Annotated in this window: 17 protein-coding genes; 7 read left to right on the forward strand and 10 right to left on the reverse strand. The window is 71.3% G+C overall.

Annotated features, from left to right (window positions below; genetic code table 11):
- Positions 1-231: 231 nt before the first annotated feature.
- The 3 genes from TCUR_RS25490 to TCUR_RS07105 all read right to left on the reverse strand — a co-directional run bounded on the left by TCUR_RS25490 (position 232) and on the right by TCUR_RS07105 (position 1,684).
- A complete protein-coding gene (locus TCUR_RS25490; protein WP_012851807.1) occupies positions 232-450 on the reverse strand; it encodes a DUF397 domain-containing protein in 219 nt (72 codons plus the stop codon).
- Positions 451-641: 191 nt separating this feature from the next.
- Complete coding sequence (locus TCUR_RS25495; RefSeq protein ID WP_012851808.1) at positions 642-836, reverse strand: DUF397 domain-containing protein; 195 nt, start codon at positions 834-836, stop codon at positions 642-644.
- Entirely contained in the window at positions 833-1,684 is an 852-nt protein-coding gene (locus TCUR_RS07105; protein ID WP_041439385.1) for a helix-turn-helix domain-containing protein, read from the reverse strand. Before TCUR_RS07105 ends, TCUR_RS25495 begins: the two co-directional genes overlap by 4 nt.
- Positions 1,685-2,201: 517 nt before the next feature.
- Between TCUR_RS07105 and TCUR_RS07110 the strand changes: the two genes are divergently transcribed.
- Positions 2,202-2,438: a hypothetical protein gene (locus TCUR_RS07110; protein ID WP_012851810.1), complete on the forward strand. Its 237-nt coding sequence runs from the start codon at positions 2,202-2,204 to the stop codon at positions 2,436-2,438.
- Positions 2,439-2,701: 263 nt separating this feature from the next.
- The gene (locus tag TCUR_RS24755; protein ID WP_012851811.1) at positions 2,702-3,196 is read left to right on the forward strand and encodes an ATP-binding protein; all 495 of its coding nucleotides are present in this window, start codon (positions 2,702-2,704) and stop codon (positions 3,194-3,196) included.
- Positions 3,197-3,771: 575 nt separating this feature from the next.
- On the opposite strand, the gene TCUR_RS07120 is transcribed toward TCUR_RS24755, so the two are convergent.
- Entirely contained in the window at positions 3,772-4,383 is a 612-nt protein-coding gene (locus tag TCUR_RS07120; protein ID WP_012851812.1) for a TetR/AcrR family transcriptional regulator, read from the reverse strand.
- Between the two features lie 282 nt (positions 4,384-4,665).
- Here TCUR_RS07120 and TCUR_RS07125 point away from each other — a divergent pair, with 282 nt between their 5' ends.
- The 5 genes from TCUR_RS07125 to TCUR_RS07145 are packed head-to-tail and all read left to right on the forward strand — an operon-like array spanning position 4,666 to position 9,011.
- On the forward strand, positions 4,666-5,223 hold the full coding sequence (locus TCUR_RS07125) for a DUF4242 domain-containing protein (protein WP_012851814.1): 558 nt from the start codon (positions 4,666-4,668) through the stop codon (positions 5,221-5,223).
- Positions 5,220-6,272 (forward strand): acyl-CoA dehydrogenase family protein, encoded by a 1,053-nt coding sequence (locus TCUR_RS07130; RefSeq protein ID WP_012851815.1) that lies wholly within the window; start codon positions 5,220-5,222, stop codon positions 6,270-6,272. Before TCUR_RS07125 ends, TCUR_RS07130 begins: the two co-directional genes overlap by 4 nt.
- Positions 6,248-6,994 (forward strand): ABC transporter ATP-binding protein, encoded by a 747-nt coding sequence (locus TCUR_RS07135; protein ID WP_012851816.1) that lies wholly within the window; start codon positions 6,248-6,250, stop codon positions 6,992-6,994. Before TCUR_RS07130 ends, TCUR_RS07135 begins: the two co-directional genes overlap by 25 nt.
- Positions 6,994-8,205, forward strand: a complete 1,212-nt coding sequence (locus TCUR_RS07140; RefSeq protein ID WP_012851817.1) for an ABC transporter substrate-binding protein — start codon at positions 6,994-6,996, stop codon at positions 8,203-8,205. Before TCUR_RS07135 ends, TCUR_RS07140 begins: the two co-directional genes overlap by 1 nt.
- Positions 8,202-9,011, forward strand: a complete 810-nt coding sequence (locus TCUR_RS07145) for an ABC transporter permease (protein ID WP_012851818.1) — start codon at positions 8,202-8,204, stop codon at positions 9,009-9,011. The genes TCUR_RS07140 and TCUR_RS07145 overlap by 4 nt, the downstream gene beginning before the upstream one ends.
- 146 nt (positions 9,012-9,157) lie before the next feature.
- Here the strand turns inward: TCUR_RS07145 and TCUR_RS07150 are convergent, their stop codons facing one another.
- The 6 genes from TCUR_RS07150 to TCUR_RS27460 form a co-directional block, all read right to left on the reverse strand.
- Positions 9,158-10,378, reverse strand: a complete 1,221-nt coding sequence (locus tag TCUR_RS07150) for a S8 family peptidase (RefSeq protein ID WP_012851819.1) — start codon at positions 10,376-10,378, stop codon at positions 9,158-9,160.
- 622 nt (positions 10,379-11,000) lie between these two features.
- Complete coding sequence (metX, locus tag TCUR_RS07155; RefSeq protein ID WP_083789799.1) at positions 11,001-12,158, reverse strand: homoserine O-acetyltransferase MetX; 1,158 nt, start codon at positions 12,156-12,158, stop codon at positions 11,001-11,003.
- Positions 12,155-13,486, reverse strand: coding sequence for a bifunctional o-acetylhomoserine/o-acetylserine sulfhydrylase (locus TCUR_RS07160; RefSeq protein ID WP_012851821.1), 1,332 nt, complete (start codon positions 13,484-13,486; stop codon positions 12,155-12,157). The genes metX and TCUR_RS07160 overlap by 4 nt, the downstream gene beginning before the upstream one ends.
- Before the next feature lie 396 nt (positions 13,487-13,882).
- Entirely contained in the window at positions 13,883-15,316 is a 1,434-nt protein-coding gene (locus TCUR_RS07165; RefSeq protein ID WP_012851822.1) for a B12-binding domain-containing radical SAM protein, read from the reverse strand.
- 107 nt (positions 15,317-15,423) lie between these two features.
- On the reverse strand, positions 15,424-16,410 hold the full coding sequence (locus TCUR_RS07170; RefSeq protein ID WP_012851823.1) for a HAMP domain-containing sensor histidine kinase: 987 nt from the start codon (positions 16,408-16,410) through the stop codon (positions 15,424-15,426).
- On the reverse strand, positions 16,407-17,084 hold the full coding sequence (locus TCUR_RS27460; RefSeq protein ID WP_012851824.1) for a response regulator transcription factor: 678 nt from the start codon (positions 17,082-17,084) through the stop codon (positions 16,407-16,409). Before TCUR_RS27460 ends, TCUR_RS07170 begins: the two co-directional genes overlap by 4 nt.
- Positions 17,085-17,148 lie beyond the last annotated feature (64 nt).

Genomic DNA, 17,148 nt, shown 5'->3' on the forward strand with positions numbered 1-17,148 from the left:
CCCGCACTTTTCGCACTCGGTCATGATCGCCGAGCCTAGTCCTCCGGCCGAGGAGAGGGCGGGGGAATGACGTATCGATGAGGGAGGCGGGTACGCCGACTGGACGGGCATATGACATGGCCCACCCCAGGAGGCGGAACCGGTGTCGCGATCTTGGTCGGGCACTTGATCCGGTCGCTGAACGAGGACACCGGTTCCGCAGGACGCTCACACGGGAGTCCTGGCTGTTCGTCAGCGTTCGTCTGCGCTCACTGGACGGGACGAACGGACGGCGCGCAGAAACGTGCTCCACGCATGGGGAGTGAGGTAGAGGATGGGGCCGTCGTCGGTGTTCTTGCTGTCGCGGACGGCGATGGTGCCGTGGGGAGAGCGAGCGACCTCGACACAGGCTCCGTTGGCCTCGCTACGGCTGGACTTGCGCCAGCGTTCGTGTTGCGTTGATCGGGTCATTGGCTGAAGTCGGTCGAGCGGAAGGGCTGCGGGAGTGCGCTCCGGCTGTGGGGGTGAGATGGGCCATCGGGGTGTTCTTGCTGTCACGGATGGCGACGGTGTCATGGGCGGAGCGGGAAACTTCAGCACGGGCTTCGCTGATTGTGCTGTTACAGGATTACGTCAGTGCTCGTGCTGGAGAGGTTGTGGTTCTAGTTTGTGCTGGTTGAGCGAAGGGTGTGGAGGAAAGCCGCCCACTGGTGAGGGGTGAACTCCAGGACGGGCCCAGGGGTGTTCTTGCTGTCGCGGATGGCGATGGTGCCGTGGGCGGAGCGGGCGACTTCGATGCAGTTTTCGCCGGCTGCGCTGTGACGAGACTTGCGCCAAGGAGAGTACTGCGTGGTCATGCGGAGAGTCCGATCTTTTTCTTGAGATCTTCGGCCGCCTCGGTCAGCAGGCTGATCGTGGCGGCCCCTGAAAGGCTGACCTGTAGGAGGTGTTCGTATCCCTGGGTATATCTCATGACCTCTCTCTGATCAATATGCACGACATCAGAGATCATCGTGTCATCGACTGCGATGGGTGGATCGTCCGGGTCTGGGAATGTGTAGAGGGAGAAGGCTGACTTCGGTAGCTGCCGAGGGGCAAAGTCCACTTGCACTGGAAGGATGTGGATTGTAACGCGAGGGTGCTTGAGAGCCTTCTCGATCAGGCTCTGGAGCTGGTCGGACATGACCTGGGGCGGCACGGAAGGGCGCCGGATGACTACTTCATCGATGATGACCTCATAGCGTGGTCCTTTCGGGCCCAGCACGTGAGACTGGCGATGAAGCCGGGCGTTTAGCATGTGCTCGGGGTGGAAGTTGATCTTCCCTTCTGCCTTGGCCAGTTCGATCATGCACCGGATGAAGTCCGGGGTCTGAAGAAGCCCTGGGATGGTGAACTGGTTGTACTCGCGGATGGTCTTTGCGTCTGACTCGATGTCGGCATACATGCGCTGGCGGCGGCCCATGGCGTCGCCGTACTCGTCCCACCAGCCTCGTTCGGCTCCCTCGCGGGCTATCTGGACGAGTTGCTGGTACTTCTCGCCGGTGACCCCCAGGTGATCCAGGATCTTCATGATCTCCACGAGGTTGGGACGGTTGTGGCCGTTCTCGATTCGGGAGATCTTCATTCGGGAGTAGCACAGCACGCGGGCCATGTCGTCTGCGGTCAGGCCGCGCTGTTCGCGCAATGCGCGCAGTTCGGCGCCCAGTCGGCGGCGCCGAACGAAGGGACTGGTCGTGGGTGACCTCCCGGGTTCGGGTTGGAATTGGCGGGGGCGTCAAGGGGGAGACGCCGACATTTCCACTCTGTGTTACCACGTGGCGTCAGAGAGTTTCCGCTGGAATCGGTGGATTCGTTGGCCGAAATGTGCCATCCGGCTAACGCTGGAATAGCGTTCCGGAAGTGAGCGTCTGAACGGCGTGCGTTCGGCTCGCGAACGCACGCTCCGCGTGCGTCCCTTGTGTGGGCGTGCCATTGCCTCTTGCCGCCGGAACGTCGGTTGATTCTCCGTACCGGTGCGGCCACCTGGGGTGACGATGAGGGGCGTCCATTCCGATGACCCGCATCCGGCGAGGTGAACGATGCCGCCCATCCGATCAGCCGGTCTCCGGTCGCTTTCCGGTAGGAACGGCCCCGTTGCGGTCCTGTCTCTGTGTGGGGAGGGCCGGCGTCCGTCTCCTCCGTGCCGCCGGTCCGCTCGGCCCCGGTGAACCTGGGCTTTTGCGGTGACCGCCCCGCATGATCCCGTCCCGGAGCGCCGCACCGACCAGGCCGCTGAACGCGCCGTCTTCGTCCGCTACCTGCAGGCCGTCATCAACGTCTACGGTCCTTGGCTCGACTCCGACGTCATCACCGGCCGTGAACTGCGCATCGCCCGCGACCGCGTCGCCAAGGCCCGGGACCTCCTGGCCAGGTTCACCGGCCCTGGAGCCGTTCCGAACCATGGACGCGACCGGCGATGACGGCTCGCCCGTCTCCGCGGACCCGTCTTGGCGGAACGTCCCTGAGCAGCCGTCGGAGGCCGGTTCGTGCTGTCTCACCGAAACGTGGCCGGAGCGGGCGGAGGGAGAACTCACCCCGCATCGGCGGGGCATTGGCTCCCTGCGTCTTTTCATCGAGGCGACCCCGGCCGCCTGCCGGTCATCAGTGACCCTGCCTGCCGCTTTTACTCGTACACCGTTTTGAGCGCCCTTCCCTGCTCGTCCGCCGTCCGGAAAGGAAGCAGATGCCGCTGCCCACCCCCGCCCCCCTTCCCGTCGAACCCGCCCCGTCCATGTATTGGCGGCGCGTCTTTCCCGGCCAGGCCGCCCAGGTGCGCGCCGTCAGGGCTTTCGCCGCCTGCCTGCTGGCCGACTTCCCGGCCGTGGAGGATGTGCTGTTGGTGTTGGACGAGCTGGCCGTCAACGCGTTGCGGCACACCCGTTCCGGCCGTCCCGGCGGCCGTTTCGGTGTCGAGGTCCGCTGCAACCTCGCCGGCGTGACCGTCTCCGTCACCGACCAGGGCGGCCCCACCGAGCCGCGCCTCGGCCCCCTCACCGACCCGGGCGACCTGGCCGAGTCCGGCCGCGGCCTGCTGACCGTCGCGGCGTTGGCCACGTCCTGGTCCTGGAGCGGCACTCCTTGTTCCCGGACCGTCCATGCCACTTTCGCCCAGCGGCTTCCTTTTGTTGCTCAAAGTGGCGATCTGCTTGGCTCTGGGTGCTCTGTGGATGAGCCTTGATCGCTTGGGCTCTCGGCGGTCACTGGGCAGAGGTGGTTCACCGAGTCGTGTCTTTGTCTCCTCATTGGCTCGGGTGCTCTGGTCGAGTTCGATTGGGGCCTGCTGGTCGTTGTGGCGTTGGCTGCTTCCCGAACCTGGATCGGCATCGCTTGCTCTCGGGCCGTCCATGTCGCCCTCGCCCAGCGGTCCCTTGCGAAGGCCAAGGCGCCGACCTGCTTGGGTGATCTGCGGACGAGCTCTGATGGCCTGGGGACGTGCTCTCGGCGGGCTGGAAGTCGTCGCTGGTCAAGGGCGGTCTCACCAAGTCGTGCCCTCGTTGGCTTGGATGATTTGGCAGGGGCCGGCCGTGATCTGCCGGTCGTCACGGTGCCGGCTGCTTGCCGAGCCTGGAGCGGCATCGCCTGTTCCCGGGCTGTCCACGCAGCCTTCGGTCAGGCGCTCCATCCAGAGGCCGGAGCGTCGGCCTGGTCGTTCTGCGGACGATCCCCGAGGGGTTGGTGCTTGGGTGGATCAGATGCCGGGGACGGCCTTGAAACGCGGGCGGTCTGTGCCCTGCGGGTGTCCCGGGACGCCGGTCAGTGTCCGGCCAAAAGCAGTTCCGCCTGGCGGCGTGCGACCTTGATCGGGGCGTCCGAGCGGCTGAACTTCGAGCCGGCCAGGGCGCCGTCGTACAGCACCTGCAGGACGTCGGCGTCGCCCTCGGGGTCGGGGGAGCCGGCCTCGCGCAGCTGGGTCAGCAGCATGCGGCGCAGCCAGGCGCGGTGGCGGGCGACGGCCTTGGCCACCGGGTGGGTGGGGTCGGGGAATTCGGTGACGGCGTTGAGGTACACGCAGCCGCGGTAGTCGCGGCCGGGGGCGGCGGCGATGGCCAGGTCGAACAGGGCGAGGATGCGTTCGCGGGGGCCGGGGGCGTCCTTGGCGGCGGCCTGCCAGGCGGCGCAGTCGGCGGCGTCCTGGTCGTCCAGGCAGGCGACCACCAGGCCGTCCTTGGAGCCGAAGGTCTGGTAGAGGCTGGCGCGGGCCACGTTCGCCTCGGCGATGATCCGCTCGACGCCGACCGCGCGGATGCCCTCTTTGAAGAACAGCCGCCGGGCGGTCTCCAGCAGCCGGGCCGCCGGGGAAGAGCCCCCCTTGCCGCGCGCTCCGGCGTCGTCGGTGGGTGGGCGGGCGGATGCAGTCGAGGGCATGGCGGGAAATATACGTCCTCCTGTCGCAGGGCGCCCATACGGGAACTTTCCCTACCAGAACGGTGGGTCTATCTGTTATGGTCTGCCGCATGAGGCAACCCCTGCTGGTGCGCCGCCTGCACATCGACCTGGAACGGGTGCAGGGCGCCTGCTGTCCGGCCCCGATCGCGCGCTGACCGCCCGCGCACGAGACATTCACCGCCTCTTCCCCCAAGCCCGTCCGCCGTCCCGCACGGCCGGCCCGCCGTGCCCGGGCGCATCCCACCCCCCGATTGGAACGTCATGTCGCTGTACCTGCTTGAGATCCGCATCGAGCCGACCGACCGCCCCGCCGTGGAACGCCTGATCGCCGACGTGGCCGAAGCCGTCCGCTCCGCCGGCGGCGAAGTGGTGGAATCCCAGGTCACCGGCACCTTCGAGCGCATCTTCACGGTCGTGGAGGCCGCCTCGGCCGAGTCGGTGGCCACCGCGGTCACCGCCGCCGTCGCCGAAGGCCGGCCGCCGCGGTCTTACGCGGTCACCGGCCCGGACGAGGTCCGCCTGGTCGGGGCGGACCTGGAGGAGGTCAAAGCGGCCCGCCCCGAGGCCGGCTACCTGGTCGAATGGGACCTGCCCGCCGAGCTGGACATGGAGAGCTACCTGGCCCGCAAGAAGGCCAACGCCCCCAAGTACGCCGAGGTCCCCGAGGTCAGCTTCCTGCGCACCTACGTCCGCGAGGACATGGCCAAGTGCCTGTGCCTGTACGACGCCCCCGACGAGGAGGCCGTACGGCGCGCCCGCAAAGCCGTCCAGGCCCCGGTGGACCGGCTGCACGCCCTGGACGGAGGGCACGAGGGATGAGCACCGGCCAGGCCGTCGCCCCGGCCCTGGAGACGCTGCGCGAAGAGATCGCCGCAGCCGCCCCCCGGGTCGATCGCGGCGAGTGCGATACCCGTTCCGCCCTGCGGCGACTCGGCGAGCACGACCTGCTGGCGCTGGGCGCCCCCGGCAACCGCGACGGGCGGCTGCCGGAGGCGGCGCACCTGGTCGAGCAGATCGCCGCGTGCTGCCTGAGCTCGGCGTTCTCGCTGTGGGCGCACCGCATGACGATCGAGTACCTGCAGCTGGCCCCGCACTCGCAGGCCGGTGCGCTGCTGCCCGAGCTGCGGGCCGGACGGCTGATCGGCTGCACCGCGATGGCACCGGCGCTGCGCGACGTCTCCGGCGTCGAGGAGGTGCCGGTGCGGGCCCGCCGCGACGGCGGGGAGCTGGTGCTGGACGGCCCGATCCGCTGGGCCTCCAACCTCTTCCCCGAGGCGGTGATCGTGCTGCCCGTCCACCTGGGCGGCCGGGACCGCGCCGTGGTCTGCCTGCGGGCCACCGACGAAGGGGTGCGGATCCACCAGCCGCCCCGCCTGCTGGCGCTGGGCGCCACCGCCTCCTCCTCGGTGACCCTGACCGGGGTGCGGGTGCCGCGCGGCAACGTCCTCAGCGAGGACCTGCCCGGCTTCGTCGCCGCCTTCCGGCCCACCTTCCTGGTGCTGCAGACGGCGCTGTGCACCGGGCTCGCCGGCGCCTCGCTGGAGGCCGCGCAATCCCGCCTGACCGGCCTGAACGCCGTCTTCGCCGACGAGGCGGCGACCTTGCGCGCCCGGCTTGAGGAGCTGCGGCGGCGGCTGGGCGCCCACGCCGCCGACCCGGCCGCGGCCGCCGTCGCCGACCTGCTGCGGATGCGGCTGGAGGGCGCCCGGCTCGCCGGCGAGGCCGCCCGCCTGGAGGCCGCGCTGCACGGCGGCGCGGGCTATGCGGTCGGCACCCCGACGAACCGGCGGCTGCGCGAGGCCGCGTTCTTCCCCGCCCAATCCCCCACGGAAGGACAGCTGCGGTGGGAACTGTCGAAGTACGCGTGAGCGCGGCCCGCAAAAGCTACGGCAACACCCCGGTCCTGGACGGCCTGGACCTGGAGGTCGGGCGCGGCGAGTTCCTCGTCGTCGTCGGCCCCAGCGGCAGCGGCAAGTCCACCCTGCTGCGCGTCCTGGCCGGGCTGGAGCACCTGGACGCCGGCGAGGTCGCCTGGCCCGCGAGCGAGAACGAGGACCGTCCCGCCATCGGCGTGGTCTTCCAGCAGCCGCTGCTGATGCCCTGGCTGACGGTCCGGGAGAACGTCGCCCTCGGCGGACGCTACCGGGCCAACCACGGGCGCTTCGCCCGCTCCGACGTCGATGACCTGCTGGAACGGTTCGGCCTGGCCGAGCTGGCCGACGCCCGCCCCGCCCGGTTGTCCGGCGGGCAGGCGCAGCGGGCCGCCGTCGCCCGCGCGGTGGCGGTGCGGCCGCGCCTGCTGCTGCTGGACGAGCCGTTCAGCGCCCTGGACCCGGCCACCCGCCACGCCCTGCAGGACTGGCTGCGCGAGCTGGTCGCCCAGCTGGAGCTGACCGTGGTGCTGGTCACCCATGACGTGGACGAGGCCCTCTACCTGGGCCACCGCATCGCCCTGCTGGACGGCTCGGGCACGGTGGCGGCCGAGTGGACGGGCACCCCGCCCCAGGACCGGTCCGAGCTGCAGGCCCTGCCGACCCGGGCCGAGCTGCTGGCCCGCTACCGCACCGACGTTCCGCAGGGGGCGCGCTGATGGCCGGATGGTTCGGCATGGACCCCACCAGGCGCGGGCTGCTGCGCGGCGGCGCGGCCCTGGGCGGCGCCGCGCTGGTCTCGGCGGGCGGCCTGGCGGGCCTGGCCGACCTGACCGGGCGGGCGCTGGGCAACCGCCGTCCGGAACGCGGCGGCGCGCTGCGGATCGGTTACCTGCCCATCACCGACGCCACCCCGCTGCTGGTCGCCCACGCCCAAGGGCTGTTCGCCCGCGAAGGCGTGGCCGTGGAACGGCCGGTGCTGTTCCGCAGCTGGGCGTTGCTGGCGGAGGCGTTCTCCTCCGGCACGGTGGACATGGTGCACCTGCTGATGCCGCTGGCGGTGCAGCTGCGCTACCAGCTCGGCGCCGCCGTGCGCATCGTGGCCTGGAACCACACCAACGGCTCGGCGCTGACCGTGGCCCCCACCACCCGCCGCATCGAGCAGCTCGCCGGCACCCAGGTGGCCATCCCGCACTGGTGGTCCATGCACAACGTGGTGCTGCAGGCCATGCTGCGCCAGGCGGGGCTGCGCCCGGTGGTGCGCCGCGCCCCGTCCCGGTCGGCCGGGACGGTGGAGCTGGTGGTGCTCAGCCCGGCCGACATGCTGCCGGCCCTGCAGGTGGGCACGATCGGCGGCTACATCGTGGCCGACCCGTTCAACGCCGCCGCCGAGGTCAAAGGGGTCGGACGCATCCAGCGGTTCGTCGGCGACGTGTGGCGCCGGCACGCCTGCTGCGCGGTGCTGCTCCACGAAGAGCTCCTGGAGAAGCGGCCGCAGCAGGCGCAAGGGCTGCTCAACGCCCTCACCCGGGCCCAGCTCCACGCCCGGACGCACCGGCCCGAGACCGCGCGGCTGCTGTCGCAGGGCCGCTACCTGCCGCAGCCGGTGAAGGCCATCACCAAGGCGCTGACCCACCGGGAGGACCACTACCGGTGGCAGGGCGCGCTGCACCACCCCGGCTGGCAGGGGCAGCGCATCGACTTCCAGCCCTTCCCGTTCCCCAGCTACACCGAACGGCTCATCGCCGCGATGCGCCAGACCCGGGTCGATGGCGACACCGCCTTCCTGGACGGGCTCGACCCCGCCGCCGTCCACCGCGACCTGGTCGACGACCGCTTCGTGCGGCGGGCGCTCGACCGGCTCGGCGGCCCGCAGACGTTCGACCTGCCCGCCTCGCTGACCCGTACCGAAGAGGTGAATCCCGCATGAGCGTCTCCCTGCGCCCGATCGCGCCCGCCCGGTCCCGTCCCCCCGCCGGATCCGGCGGGGCCTCCCGGCGGTGGCGTGCGCCGTGGCCGCCGCTGGCCTGCCTGGCGCTGGCGGTGGCGCTGTGGTGGCTGCTGACCTCGGTGATCGGCGCCGATGACCGGCTGCTGTCGTCGTTCGCTCCCCAGCGCGCCGTCCCGGCCATCGGCGACCTGGCCGAACGCGGGGTGCTGGTGGAAGACACCCTCACCAGCCTGTGGCGGCTGGTGATGGGGCTGCTGATCGCGGCGGTGGTCGGCGTCCCGCTGGGGCTGGGCATCGGGCTGTCGCAGACCGCCGAACGCGCCACCCGGCCGGTGCTGCAGTTCCTGCGGATGATCTCGCCGCTGTCGTGGGCGCCGGTGGCGGTGGGGCTGTTCGGCATCGGCAGCGAGCCGGTCTTCTTCCTGGTCGCCGCGGCGGCGGTGTGGCCGATCGTGCTGAACACCGCGGCCGGGGTGCGCGCGGTCGATCCCGGGCACATCCTGGTGGCGCGTTCGCTGGGGGCGCGGCGCGGGGAGATCCTCGGCAGCGTCGTGCTGCCGTCGGCGCGCGCCCATGTGCTGACCGGGCTGCGCCTGGCCCTCGGCATCGCCTGGGTGGTGCTGGTGCCGGCGGAGATGCTGGGGGTGGACTCCGGGCTGGGCTACCAGATCCTCAACGCCCGTGACCAGCTCGCCTACGACCAGCTCATGGCGGTCATCTTGGTGATCGGCGCGCTGGGCTACGTCCTGGACGCCCTGGCCCGCCGGGCGCTGGCGTCCCGGTGAACCTTCGCTGGAGGCGGGTGTTTCGGCGGGGCCGCCGGATCGCGGCGTCCATCACGGTCGCTGGAGATCGGCGTGTCGGCGGGAACGACGGCGGTGGCCCGGGCGCCGGGGCCCGGGCCACCGGTCACGGGGTCAGGTCACGACGGTCAGAAGGTGGAGACGTTGAGGAGCTTCTCCTGGATGCCGTCGGGGTCCTGGCTCGGCCAGATCCAGCCGTAGTTGCCGGCCGACTGCAGGGCGGCCTTCACGGCGGCGGGGGAGGCGCTCGGGTGGGTGGCCTTGTAGAGGGCGGCGGCTCCGGCGACGTGCGGGGAGGCCATGGAGGTGCCCGACAGGGTCGCATACGAGCTGCCGATGTAGGTGGAGTAGATGCACACGCCGGGGGCGATCAGGTCCACGTCGGAGCCGTAGTTGGAGAAGTCGGCGAAGGTGTCGTCCTGGTCGCTGCGGCAGGTGGGCGAGGCCCCGCCGCCCGGCGCGCCGTTGAAGTCGGCCAGCGCGCTGACGGTGATGACCTCCGGGTAGGTGGCCGGGACGAAGCCGTTGGCGTTGGCGTAGGAGTTGCCGGCCGCGACCACGTAGGTGACGCCGGCGTTGACGGAGTTGCAGATGGCCTGGCGCAGGCTGCTGGAGCTGCAGCTGGTGCCCTCGGTGCCGGTGCCGCCCAGGCTCATGTTCGCCACCTCGATCTCGTTGGCGTGGGCGGTCACGTAGTCCACGCCGCAGATGATCTGAGACCAGGTGCCGTTGCCGGAGTTGTTGAGCACCCGCACCGGCCACAGCCGGGCGCCGGGGGCGACGCCGACCACGCCGATGTTGTTGTCGAGTGCGCCGATGGTGCCGGCCACGTGGGTGCCGTGGCCGTTGCCGTCGTTGGCGCTGCTGCCGGTGCTGCAGTTGCGGGCGCCGGCGGTGTAGACGTTCAGGTCCGGGTGGTTGAGCTGGATGCCGGTGTCGATGACCGCCACGTCCACGTCGACCCGCTCGTCGATGCCGTTGATCTTGGCGGTGGGGCTCAGCTCGGCGTCGATGCGGTTGATGCCGGTGGGCAGGGTCTGGGCGGTGATGGACACCTCCCGGTCGGGCTCGACCGACTGCACCCGCGGGTCTTTGGCCAGCCGGGCCGCCGCGGCGGCGGTCAGCCGGGCGGAGTAGCCCTTGAGGGCGCTGCGGTAGACGTGCCGCAGCGTGCCGCCGCGGGCCTTGGTCTGCTCGGCCGCCACCGACGACGGTTCGGCGCCGTCCTTGAGCACGACGATGTAGCCGCCGGTCTGCGCGGCGGCCGAGGCGGACGGGGCGGCGGTCAGGAAGGGGACCAGGGCGAGGGATGCGGATGCGAAGACGGCCATGAGCCGCTTTCTGCGCATGCGCGGATTTCCTTTCCGGGAGTCCTGCGGGGATCGAGAGGGGACAGGGGGTCAGGCGTGCGCGGGGACGCACGCGGCCGGCGGATTGCTCCAGTCGCAGGTCCGTAACAAGCCCGTAATTTTCCTTTACTGTTGATGCCTGTAAGGCCTGCGGTTAGAAGATTGACCGGTCTGTCCCGTTTGATCCATAGGGGCGAACAAAGTCGTTATTGAACGTATATATGACGGTTTGATCTCGGTTCTGTCAGTGTCCGACGGAAAGGGGTCGAACTGCGTTGATGCCCCTTGGGCGAGCTTGGGAACGACGCGGGAGAGGGCTGGTGATCTTGGGCGTCTCCCTGGCGTCGATCCCGGTGAGCCGCACCGAATGCGACCTTCGCCCCTCGGTGATGTGCTCGCGGCCCGGCGTTCCGGTGAGGACGCCACGGCGGGCCGTCCCGGCGGCTTGCGCTCGGGGACGGCGTTTTCAGCGGCGGGCGGCCGGGCCTCATCGGGCCGCGGCCGCCCGCCGGAGCTCACAAAAGGAAATTCCGGCCGGTGCGGAACCCGGCCGGTGGCTTTTCCTTTGAAAATTCTCTGAACGGCGCTTTTGAGCCGGCGGGGATTCCCCGCGGCCGGCCGCTCAGCCCTTCAGCAGTTCCTCGATGAGCGCGCCGACCTGCTCGATCTCGATGAGGAAGCCGTCATGGCCGGCGGGGGACTCGATCACCCGCAGCCGGTCGGCGCCCGGGATGCCCGCCGCCAGCTCCTGCTGCTGGTACAGCGGGTACAGCCGGTCGGAGTCCACGCCCGCCACCAGGGTGCGGGCCGTCACCCGGCGCAGCGCGGCGGCCATCCCGCCCCGGCCGCGCCCGACGTCGTGCCCGTTCATCGTCTCGGTCAGCACGATGTAGCTGTTGGCGTCAAAGCGCCGCACCAGCTTGTCGGCGTGGTGATCCAGGTAGGACTCCACGGCGAAACGCCCGCCGCGGAAAGGGTCCTCATCGCCCTGCGGACGGCGGCCGAACCGCACCCGCAGCTCCGGCTCGCTCCGGTACGTCACATGCGCGATCTTGCGGGCGATGCCCAGCCCGGTGTGCGGGCCCTGGCCCGGCGCGGCGTCGTAGTAGTCCCCGCCGCGGAACCCCGGGTCGCTGCGGATCGCCTGGATCTGCGCGTTCGCCCAGGCGATCTGCTCGGCGCTGGCCGCCCCCGTGGTGGCCAGCAACAGCAGCGCCGCAACCCGGTCGGGCTGGGAGACCGCCCACTCCAGCGCCCGCATCCCGCCCATGGAGCCGCCGACCACCAGCGCCCAGCGGTCGATGCCCAGCGCATCGGCCAACTGCACCTCGGCGGCCACCTGGTCCCGCTGGGTGATGTAGGGGAACGACCCGCCCCAGGGCCGCCGCCCGTCCGGACGCAGCGAAGCCGGGCCGGTGCTGCCCTGGCAGCCGCCCAGCACGTTCGGCACCACCACGAAGTACCGGTCGGTGTCCAGCGGACGGCCCGGCCCGATCAGCCCGTCCCACCAGCCGGGGGTCGGGTGGCCGGGCTCGGCCGGGCCGGCGGCGTGGCTGTCACCGGTCAGCGCGTGCAGCACCAGCACCGCGTTCGAGCCGTCCGGCGCCGGCGTGCCCCAGGTCTCATAGGCCAGCCGCACCCCCGGCAGCGTGCCCCCGGTCTCCAGCGGCAGCGGGCGCTCCAGGGTCACCCACTGCCGCCGTCCAGGCGGATCCCCCTCCCGCCAGGCCCCGGTGACCGGCGGGAGGGGGACCGGTGCGGTCTGGGCTGCGGCGCTCAGGACGCGCCCTTCGCCGCGCGGAACCCGGCCTCCAGGTCGGCCTTGAGGTCGTCGACGTTCTCGATGCCGACCGACAGCCGCACCAGGCCGGGGGTGACGCCGGTGGAGGCCAGCTCCTCCTCGGAGAGCTGGCTGTGGGTGGTGGACGCCGGGTGGATGATCAGGCTGCGCACGTCCCCGATGTTGGCCAGGTGGCTGAACAGCTGCACCCCCTCCACGAACCGGCGGCCGGCCTCGATGCCGCCGCGCAGCTCGAAGGAGACGATCGCGCCCGCCCCGCGCGGCAGGTACTTTTGCGCCGCCCCGTACCAGCGGCTGGACTCCAGGCCCGGGTAGTGCACCGCGGCGACCTCATCGCGCTGCTCCAGCCACTTGGCCAGCTCCAGCGCGTTCGCCGAGTGCCGCTCCATCCGCAGGCTGAGCGTCTCCACGCCCTGCAGCAGCAGGAACGCCGAGAACGGCGCGATCGCCGGGCCGATGTCGCGCAAAAGCTGCACCCGCAGCTTGATGCCGTAGGACAGGTTGCCCAGGGCCTCCCAGTAGCGCAGGCCGTGGTAGCTGGGGTCGGGCTCGACGAAGTCGGGGAACCGGTCGCCGTGGGCCCCGAAGTCGAAGGACCCGCCGTCCACCACCACGCCCGCGACCGTGGTGCCGTGCCCGCCGAGGAACTTGGTGGCCGAGTGCACCACGATGTCGGCGCCGTGCTCAAAGGGCCGCAGCAGGTAGGGGGTGGGGACGGTGTTGTCCACGATCAGCGGCACGCCCACCTCGTGGGCCACGCCGGCCACGCCCTCGATGTCCAGCACGTTGCCGCGCGGGTTGCCGATGCTCTCCCCGAAGAACGCCTTGGTGTTGGGACGCACCGCCGCCCGCCAGGCGTCCAGGTCGTCGGGGTCCTCGACGAAGGACACCTCGATGCCGAGCTTGGGCAGCGTGTGCCGGAACAGGTTGTAGGTCCCCCCGTACAGCGAGGCGCTGGAGACCACGTGGTCGCCCGAACGGGCCAGGTTCAAGATCGCCATGGTCTCGGCGGCCTGCCCCGACGCCAGCGCCACCGCGCCGACCCCGCCCTCCAGCGCGGCGATCCGCTGCTCGAAGGCGTCCTGGGTCGGGTTCATGATCCGGGTGTAGATGTTGCCGGTCTCCGCCAGCGAGAACAGGTTGGCGGCGTGCTGGGTGTCCCGGAACACATACGAGGTGGTCTGGTAGATCGGCACCGCCCGCGCCCCGGTGGCGGGGTCGGGCTGGGTGCCGGCGTGCACCTGCTTGGTCTCGAACGACCAGCCGTCGGTGGCGGGGGCCTCGGAGGCGTCGGGGGACTGGCTCATCGTGCTCCTCGAACTGACGATGACGCGGCGCCGCGCCGCGGAGAGGTACGGGGATTCAGCGAAGTCCGACCCGCGACCGGGGTGGCGGGCGAGGGCGAGACGGAAAGACGGTGAGCGGGGCGGGGGTCAGCGCGCAGCCGGACAGCGGCTGCTGGCCACCCGCAGGTAATCGACGTAACGCCTGCTCACCAGCATGATCACCCGGTCATCATATCGTCACACGCCCGCTTATCCGAGTGCCTTTCATCACATTCCCTCGTGATTCTCCCCGGTGGGGACGGCGATCGGCGCTCTGGCTCGTTCCATCCCCTCGGAGCGCTCACGCCTTCCCGGCGCCTTCGCCGGGGGAGGAACGTGTGCGGCTTCTCACAGGGCTCGGGCGGCGTCCATCGGCGCTCAAAGACGGGAGCCGGAAAGAGACGGGGTGACTCCTCGCCCATCGCCGGACCGGTTCCCGCCGCCGGGACGGGACGGGAGGCCACCGGCCAGCACCGTCTCCAAAAAGGGCAGGGCGCGGCCGACCTGCTTGGCCCTGATGACCAGGTCCCACAGCGGTTCGAACTTCTTCCAGCCGGCCGCGTAGGCGGCATGGCGCAGCCTGCCCGCCACGGTGGGCTTGGTGGCGGCGCCGCGCAGGATCGACCCCCAGCGGTAGAAGTCGCGGTAGGCCCGCCAATAGCCGTCCTCCAACTGCCGGGCGGTCATCCGGGACGGTTCGAAGACCACATGGCGGGTGTCGTAGAGATCCCAGTCCGAGTGCAGCAGCCGGCCGGCCTTGGCCATCCGCTCATACAGGCGGGTGCCGGGATAGGGCGTGAGGATGTGGAAGGTGGCGGTCTCGATGCCCTGGCCGATCGCCCACTCGACGGTGCGGTCGAACACGGACGCGTCGTCGTGGTCCATGCCGAAGACGAAACTGCCGTTGACCATCACCCCGTGCTCGTGCAGCCGCCGGATCGCCGCGCCGTAGTCCCGGTCGATGTTCTGCCACTTGCGCTGCTCGGCCAGGTTGGCGGCGTTGACGGTCTCAAAGCCGACGAACAGGCTGCGCAGCCCCGCCTCCACGGCCTTCTCCAGCAGCCCCGGGCGCAGCACCGCCTGCACCGTCCCGGCCGCCTGCCACAGCCGTCCCATCCCGCGCATCCCCTCGAACAGGGCGGTGGCGAACCGGGCGTTGCCGAACAGGTGGTCGTCCAGGAAGTACAGGTGCCGTCCGGGCAGCCGGTCGATCTCGGCGAGCGCCGCGTCCACGGCCTGGGTGTAGAACGACTTGCCGCCGGCGAAGAACGCCTCTTTGTAGCAGAAGTCGCACACGTGCGGGCAGCCGCGGGAGACCACGATCGAGTTCGGCACCAGGTACCGGCTGCGGTCGATCAGGTCGCGGCGGACCGGCGGCAGGCCGGCCAGGGTGCGCTCGGTGGAGTCATAGCGGCGGGCCGGACGCCCGGCGCGCAGGTCGGCCAGGAAACGCGGCCAGGTGTCCTCGCCCGGCCCGCAGAAGATCGTGTCGGCGTGCCGGGCGGCCTCCTGCGGCAGCGACGTCACGTGCAGGCCGCCCAGGCAGACGTGGGCGCCGCGGGCCCGGTACAGGTCGGCCAGCTCATAGGCCCGGCGCGCGGAGGTGATGTAGACCTGGATGACCACCAGGTCCGGCTCATCGGAGGTGTCGATCTTCTGGACGTGCTCGTCGACGATGGTCACCTCATCGTCGGGGTCCAGGTAACCGGCCAGCGTGGCCAGCCCCAGCGGCGGGAACAGCGCGTACTTGATCGGGCGGAACAGCGGCGAGGTCGCCTCGGTCAGCGCGGGCAGGATCATCTTCACTCGCACGGGGGGCTCCTTCGGGTCGGTCACCGACCTGGATACCGCCCCGCCGATCACCGCGGGTGAGGGCCGTGTGCGGGTTCTGTGCAGAAATTGTGAAGACCGCCCGCGGGTCAGATCGCGTTCGGGATCACGGCGCGGATGCGGCAGCCGCGGGAGGAGTCGGCCACCTCGATGCGGCCGTCGTGCAGTTCCACCGCCCAGCGGGCGATGGCCAGGCCGAGGCCGGTGCCGCCGTCGGAGCCGTAGCGGGCGCCGCGGGAGAAACGTTCGAATACCCGCTCGCGCTGCTGCGGCGGGATGCCCGGCCCGTCGTCGGCGACCTCCAGCACCAGGGCCGTGCGCAGGGGACGGGCGGTGACGGTGACGTTGTCCCCGCCGTGGCGGGCGGCGTTGTCCAGCAGGTTGGCCACCACCTGGTGCAGGCGGTCCCGGTCGGCCCGCACCATCAGGCCGGGGTCCGCCTCGGCGGTGAAACGCACCCGCGGGTGCGCGATGCGGGCCTGCTCGACGGCCTCCTCCAGGAACGGGCGGACGGCGAAACGGGTGCGCTCCAGGAACCGCCCGCCCTCGTCCAGGCGGGACAGGTCCAGCAGCTGCGCCACCAGCCGCTCCAGCCGCTGGGTCTGCTCCAGCGCCGCCCGCAGCGTCTGCGGGCGGGCCGGGGTGATGCCGTCGGCGATGTTCTCCAGCTGGGCGTGCAGGGCGCTGATCGGCGTCCGCAGCTCGTGGGAGACGTTGGCGATGAACTCGCGCCGCCGCCGGTCCACCTCGGCCAGGTCGTCGGCCATGCTGTTGAAGGCGCGGGCCAGCTCGCCGACCTCGTCGCGGGAACTGGCCCGCACCCGCCGGTCGTAGCGTCCCTTGGCCATCGCCCGGGCCACCGCGGTCATCTCCCGCAGCGGGGACGTCATGCCGTGCGCCAGGAACTGGGTGACCGCCAGCGAGACCAGCACGGCGACCGGCAGGGCGTAGCGGCCCCGCACGCCCGCCTCCAGCGCCTCCTTCAGCACCAGCGCGGTGGCGCAGGTGCTGGCCGCCACCAGCAGGCCCAGCTTGAGCTTGATGGAACGCAGCGGGTCGAGCGGACGGGGGATCACCGCGGGGGCTCCAGCGCGTACCCCACGCCGTGCGCGGTGCGGATGATCTCGTCGCCGAGCTTGCGGCGCAGCGCCCGCACGTGGCTGTCGACCGTGCGCGTCCCGGCGCCCGCCGTCCAGCCCCAGACCCGTTCCAGCAGCTCGGCCCGGGAGAACACGGTGCCGGGGGCGCCGGCCAGGAAGGCCAGCAGCTCGAACTCCGTCGGCGTCAGGTGCACCTGGGCGCCCCGCAGGCGGACCCGGCGCGCCGCCCGGTCCACCTCCAGGCCGCCCAGCCGCACCACCGGGTGCGTCCCAGAGCGCGCCCGTTCGATGCGGCGCAGCAGCGCCCGCACCCGCGCCACCAGCACCCGCATGCTGAACGGCTTGGTCAGATAGTCGTCGGCGCCCACGCCCAGCCCGATCAGCTGGTCGGTCTCCTCGCCGCGGGCGGTGAGCATCAGCACCGGCACCGGCCGTTCGGCCTGCAGCCGCCGGCAGACCTCCAGCCCGTCCAGGCCGGGCAGCATCAGGTCCAGCACCACCAGGTCCGGTGCGCTGCGGCGGAAGCGCTCGACGGCATCCAGGCCGTCCCGGGCGATCACGGCCGTAAAGCCCTCGGCCCGCAGCCGCTCGGCCACCGCCTCGGCGATGGCCGGTTCGTCCTCCACGACCAGGATGCGGTGTCTCGGCACGGCGCCCACTCTAAGCGGAGCTCCGCCGGGCCGCCCACGCCCGGGACGGACCCAGGCGGCCCGG

It is taken from the genome of Thermomonospora curvata DSM 43183 (assembly GCF_000024385.1).
Classification (GTDB): Bacteria; Actinomycetota; Actinomycetes; order Streptosporangiales; family Streptosporangiaceae; genus Thermomonospora; species Thermomonospora curvata.

Coding starts and splice junctions, on each gene's coding strand:
- TCUR_RS07140 (WP_012851817.1), top strand. CDS start 6,994: ATGGCCGGATGGTTCGGCATGGACCCCACCAGGCGCGGGCTGCTGCGC.
- TCUR_RS24755 (WP_012851811.1), top strand. CDS start 2,702: ATGCCGCTGCCCACCCCCGCCCCCCTTCCCGTCGAACCCGCCCCGTCC.
- TCUR_RS07125 (WP_012851814.1), top strand. CDS start 4,666: ATGTCGCTGTACCTGCTTGAGATCCGCATCGAGCCGACCGACCGCCCC.
- TCUR_RS07130 (WP_012851815.1), top strand. CDS start 5,220: ATGAGCACCGGCCAGGCCGTCGCCCCGGCCCTGGAGACGCTGCGCGAA.
- TCUR_RS07145 (WP_012851818.1), top strand. CDS start 8,202: ATGAGCGTCTCCCTGCGCCCGATCGCGCCCGCCCGGTCCCGTCCCCCC.
- TCUR_RS25495 (WP_012851808.1), bottom strand. CDS start 836: ATGACCACGCAGTACTCTCCTTGGCGCAAGTCTCGTCACAGCGCAGCC.
- TCUR_RS07150 (WP_012851819.1), bottom strand. CDS start 10,378: ATGCGCAGAAAGCGGCTCATGGCCGTCTTCGCATCCGCATCCCTCGCC.
- TCUR_RS25490 (WP_012851807.1), bottom strand. CDS start 450: ATGACCCGATCAACGCAACACGAACGCTGGCGCAAGTCCAGCCGTAGC.
- TCUR_RS07120 (WP_012851812.1), bottom strand. CDS start 4,383: ATGCCCTCGACTGCATCCGCCCGCCCACCCACCGACGACGCCGGAGCG.
- TCUR_RS07160 (WP_012851821.1), bottom strand. CDS start 13,486: ATGAGCCAGTCCCCCGACGCCTCCGAGGCCCCCGCCACCGACGGCTGG.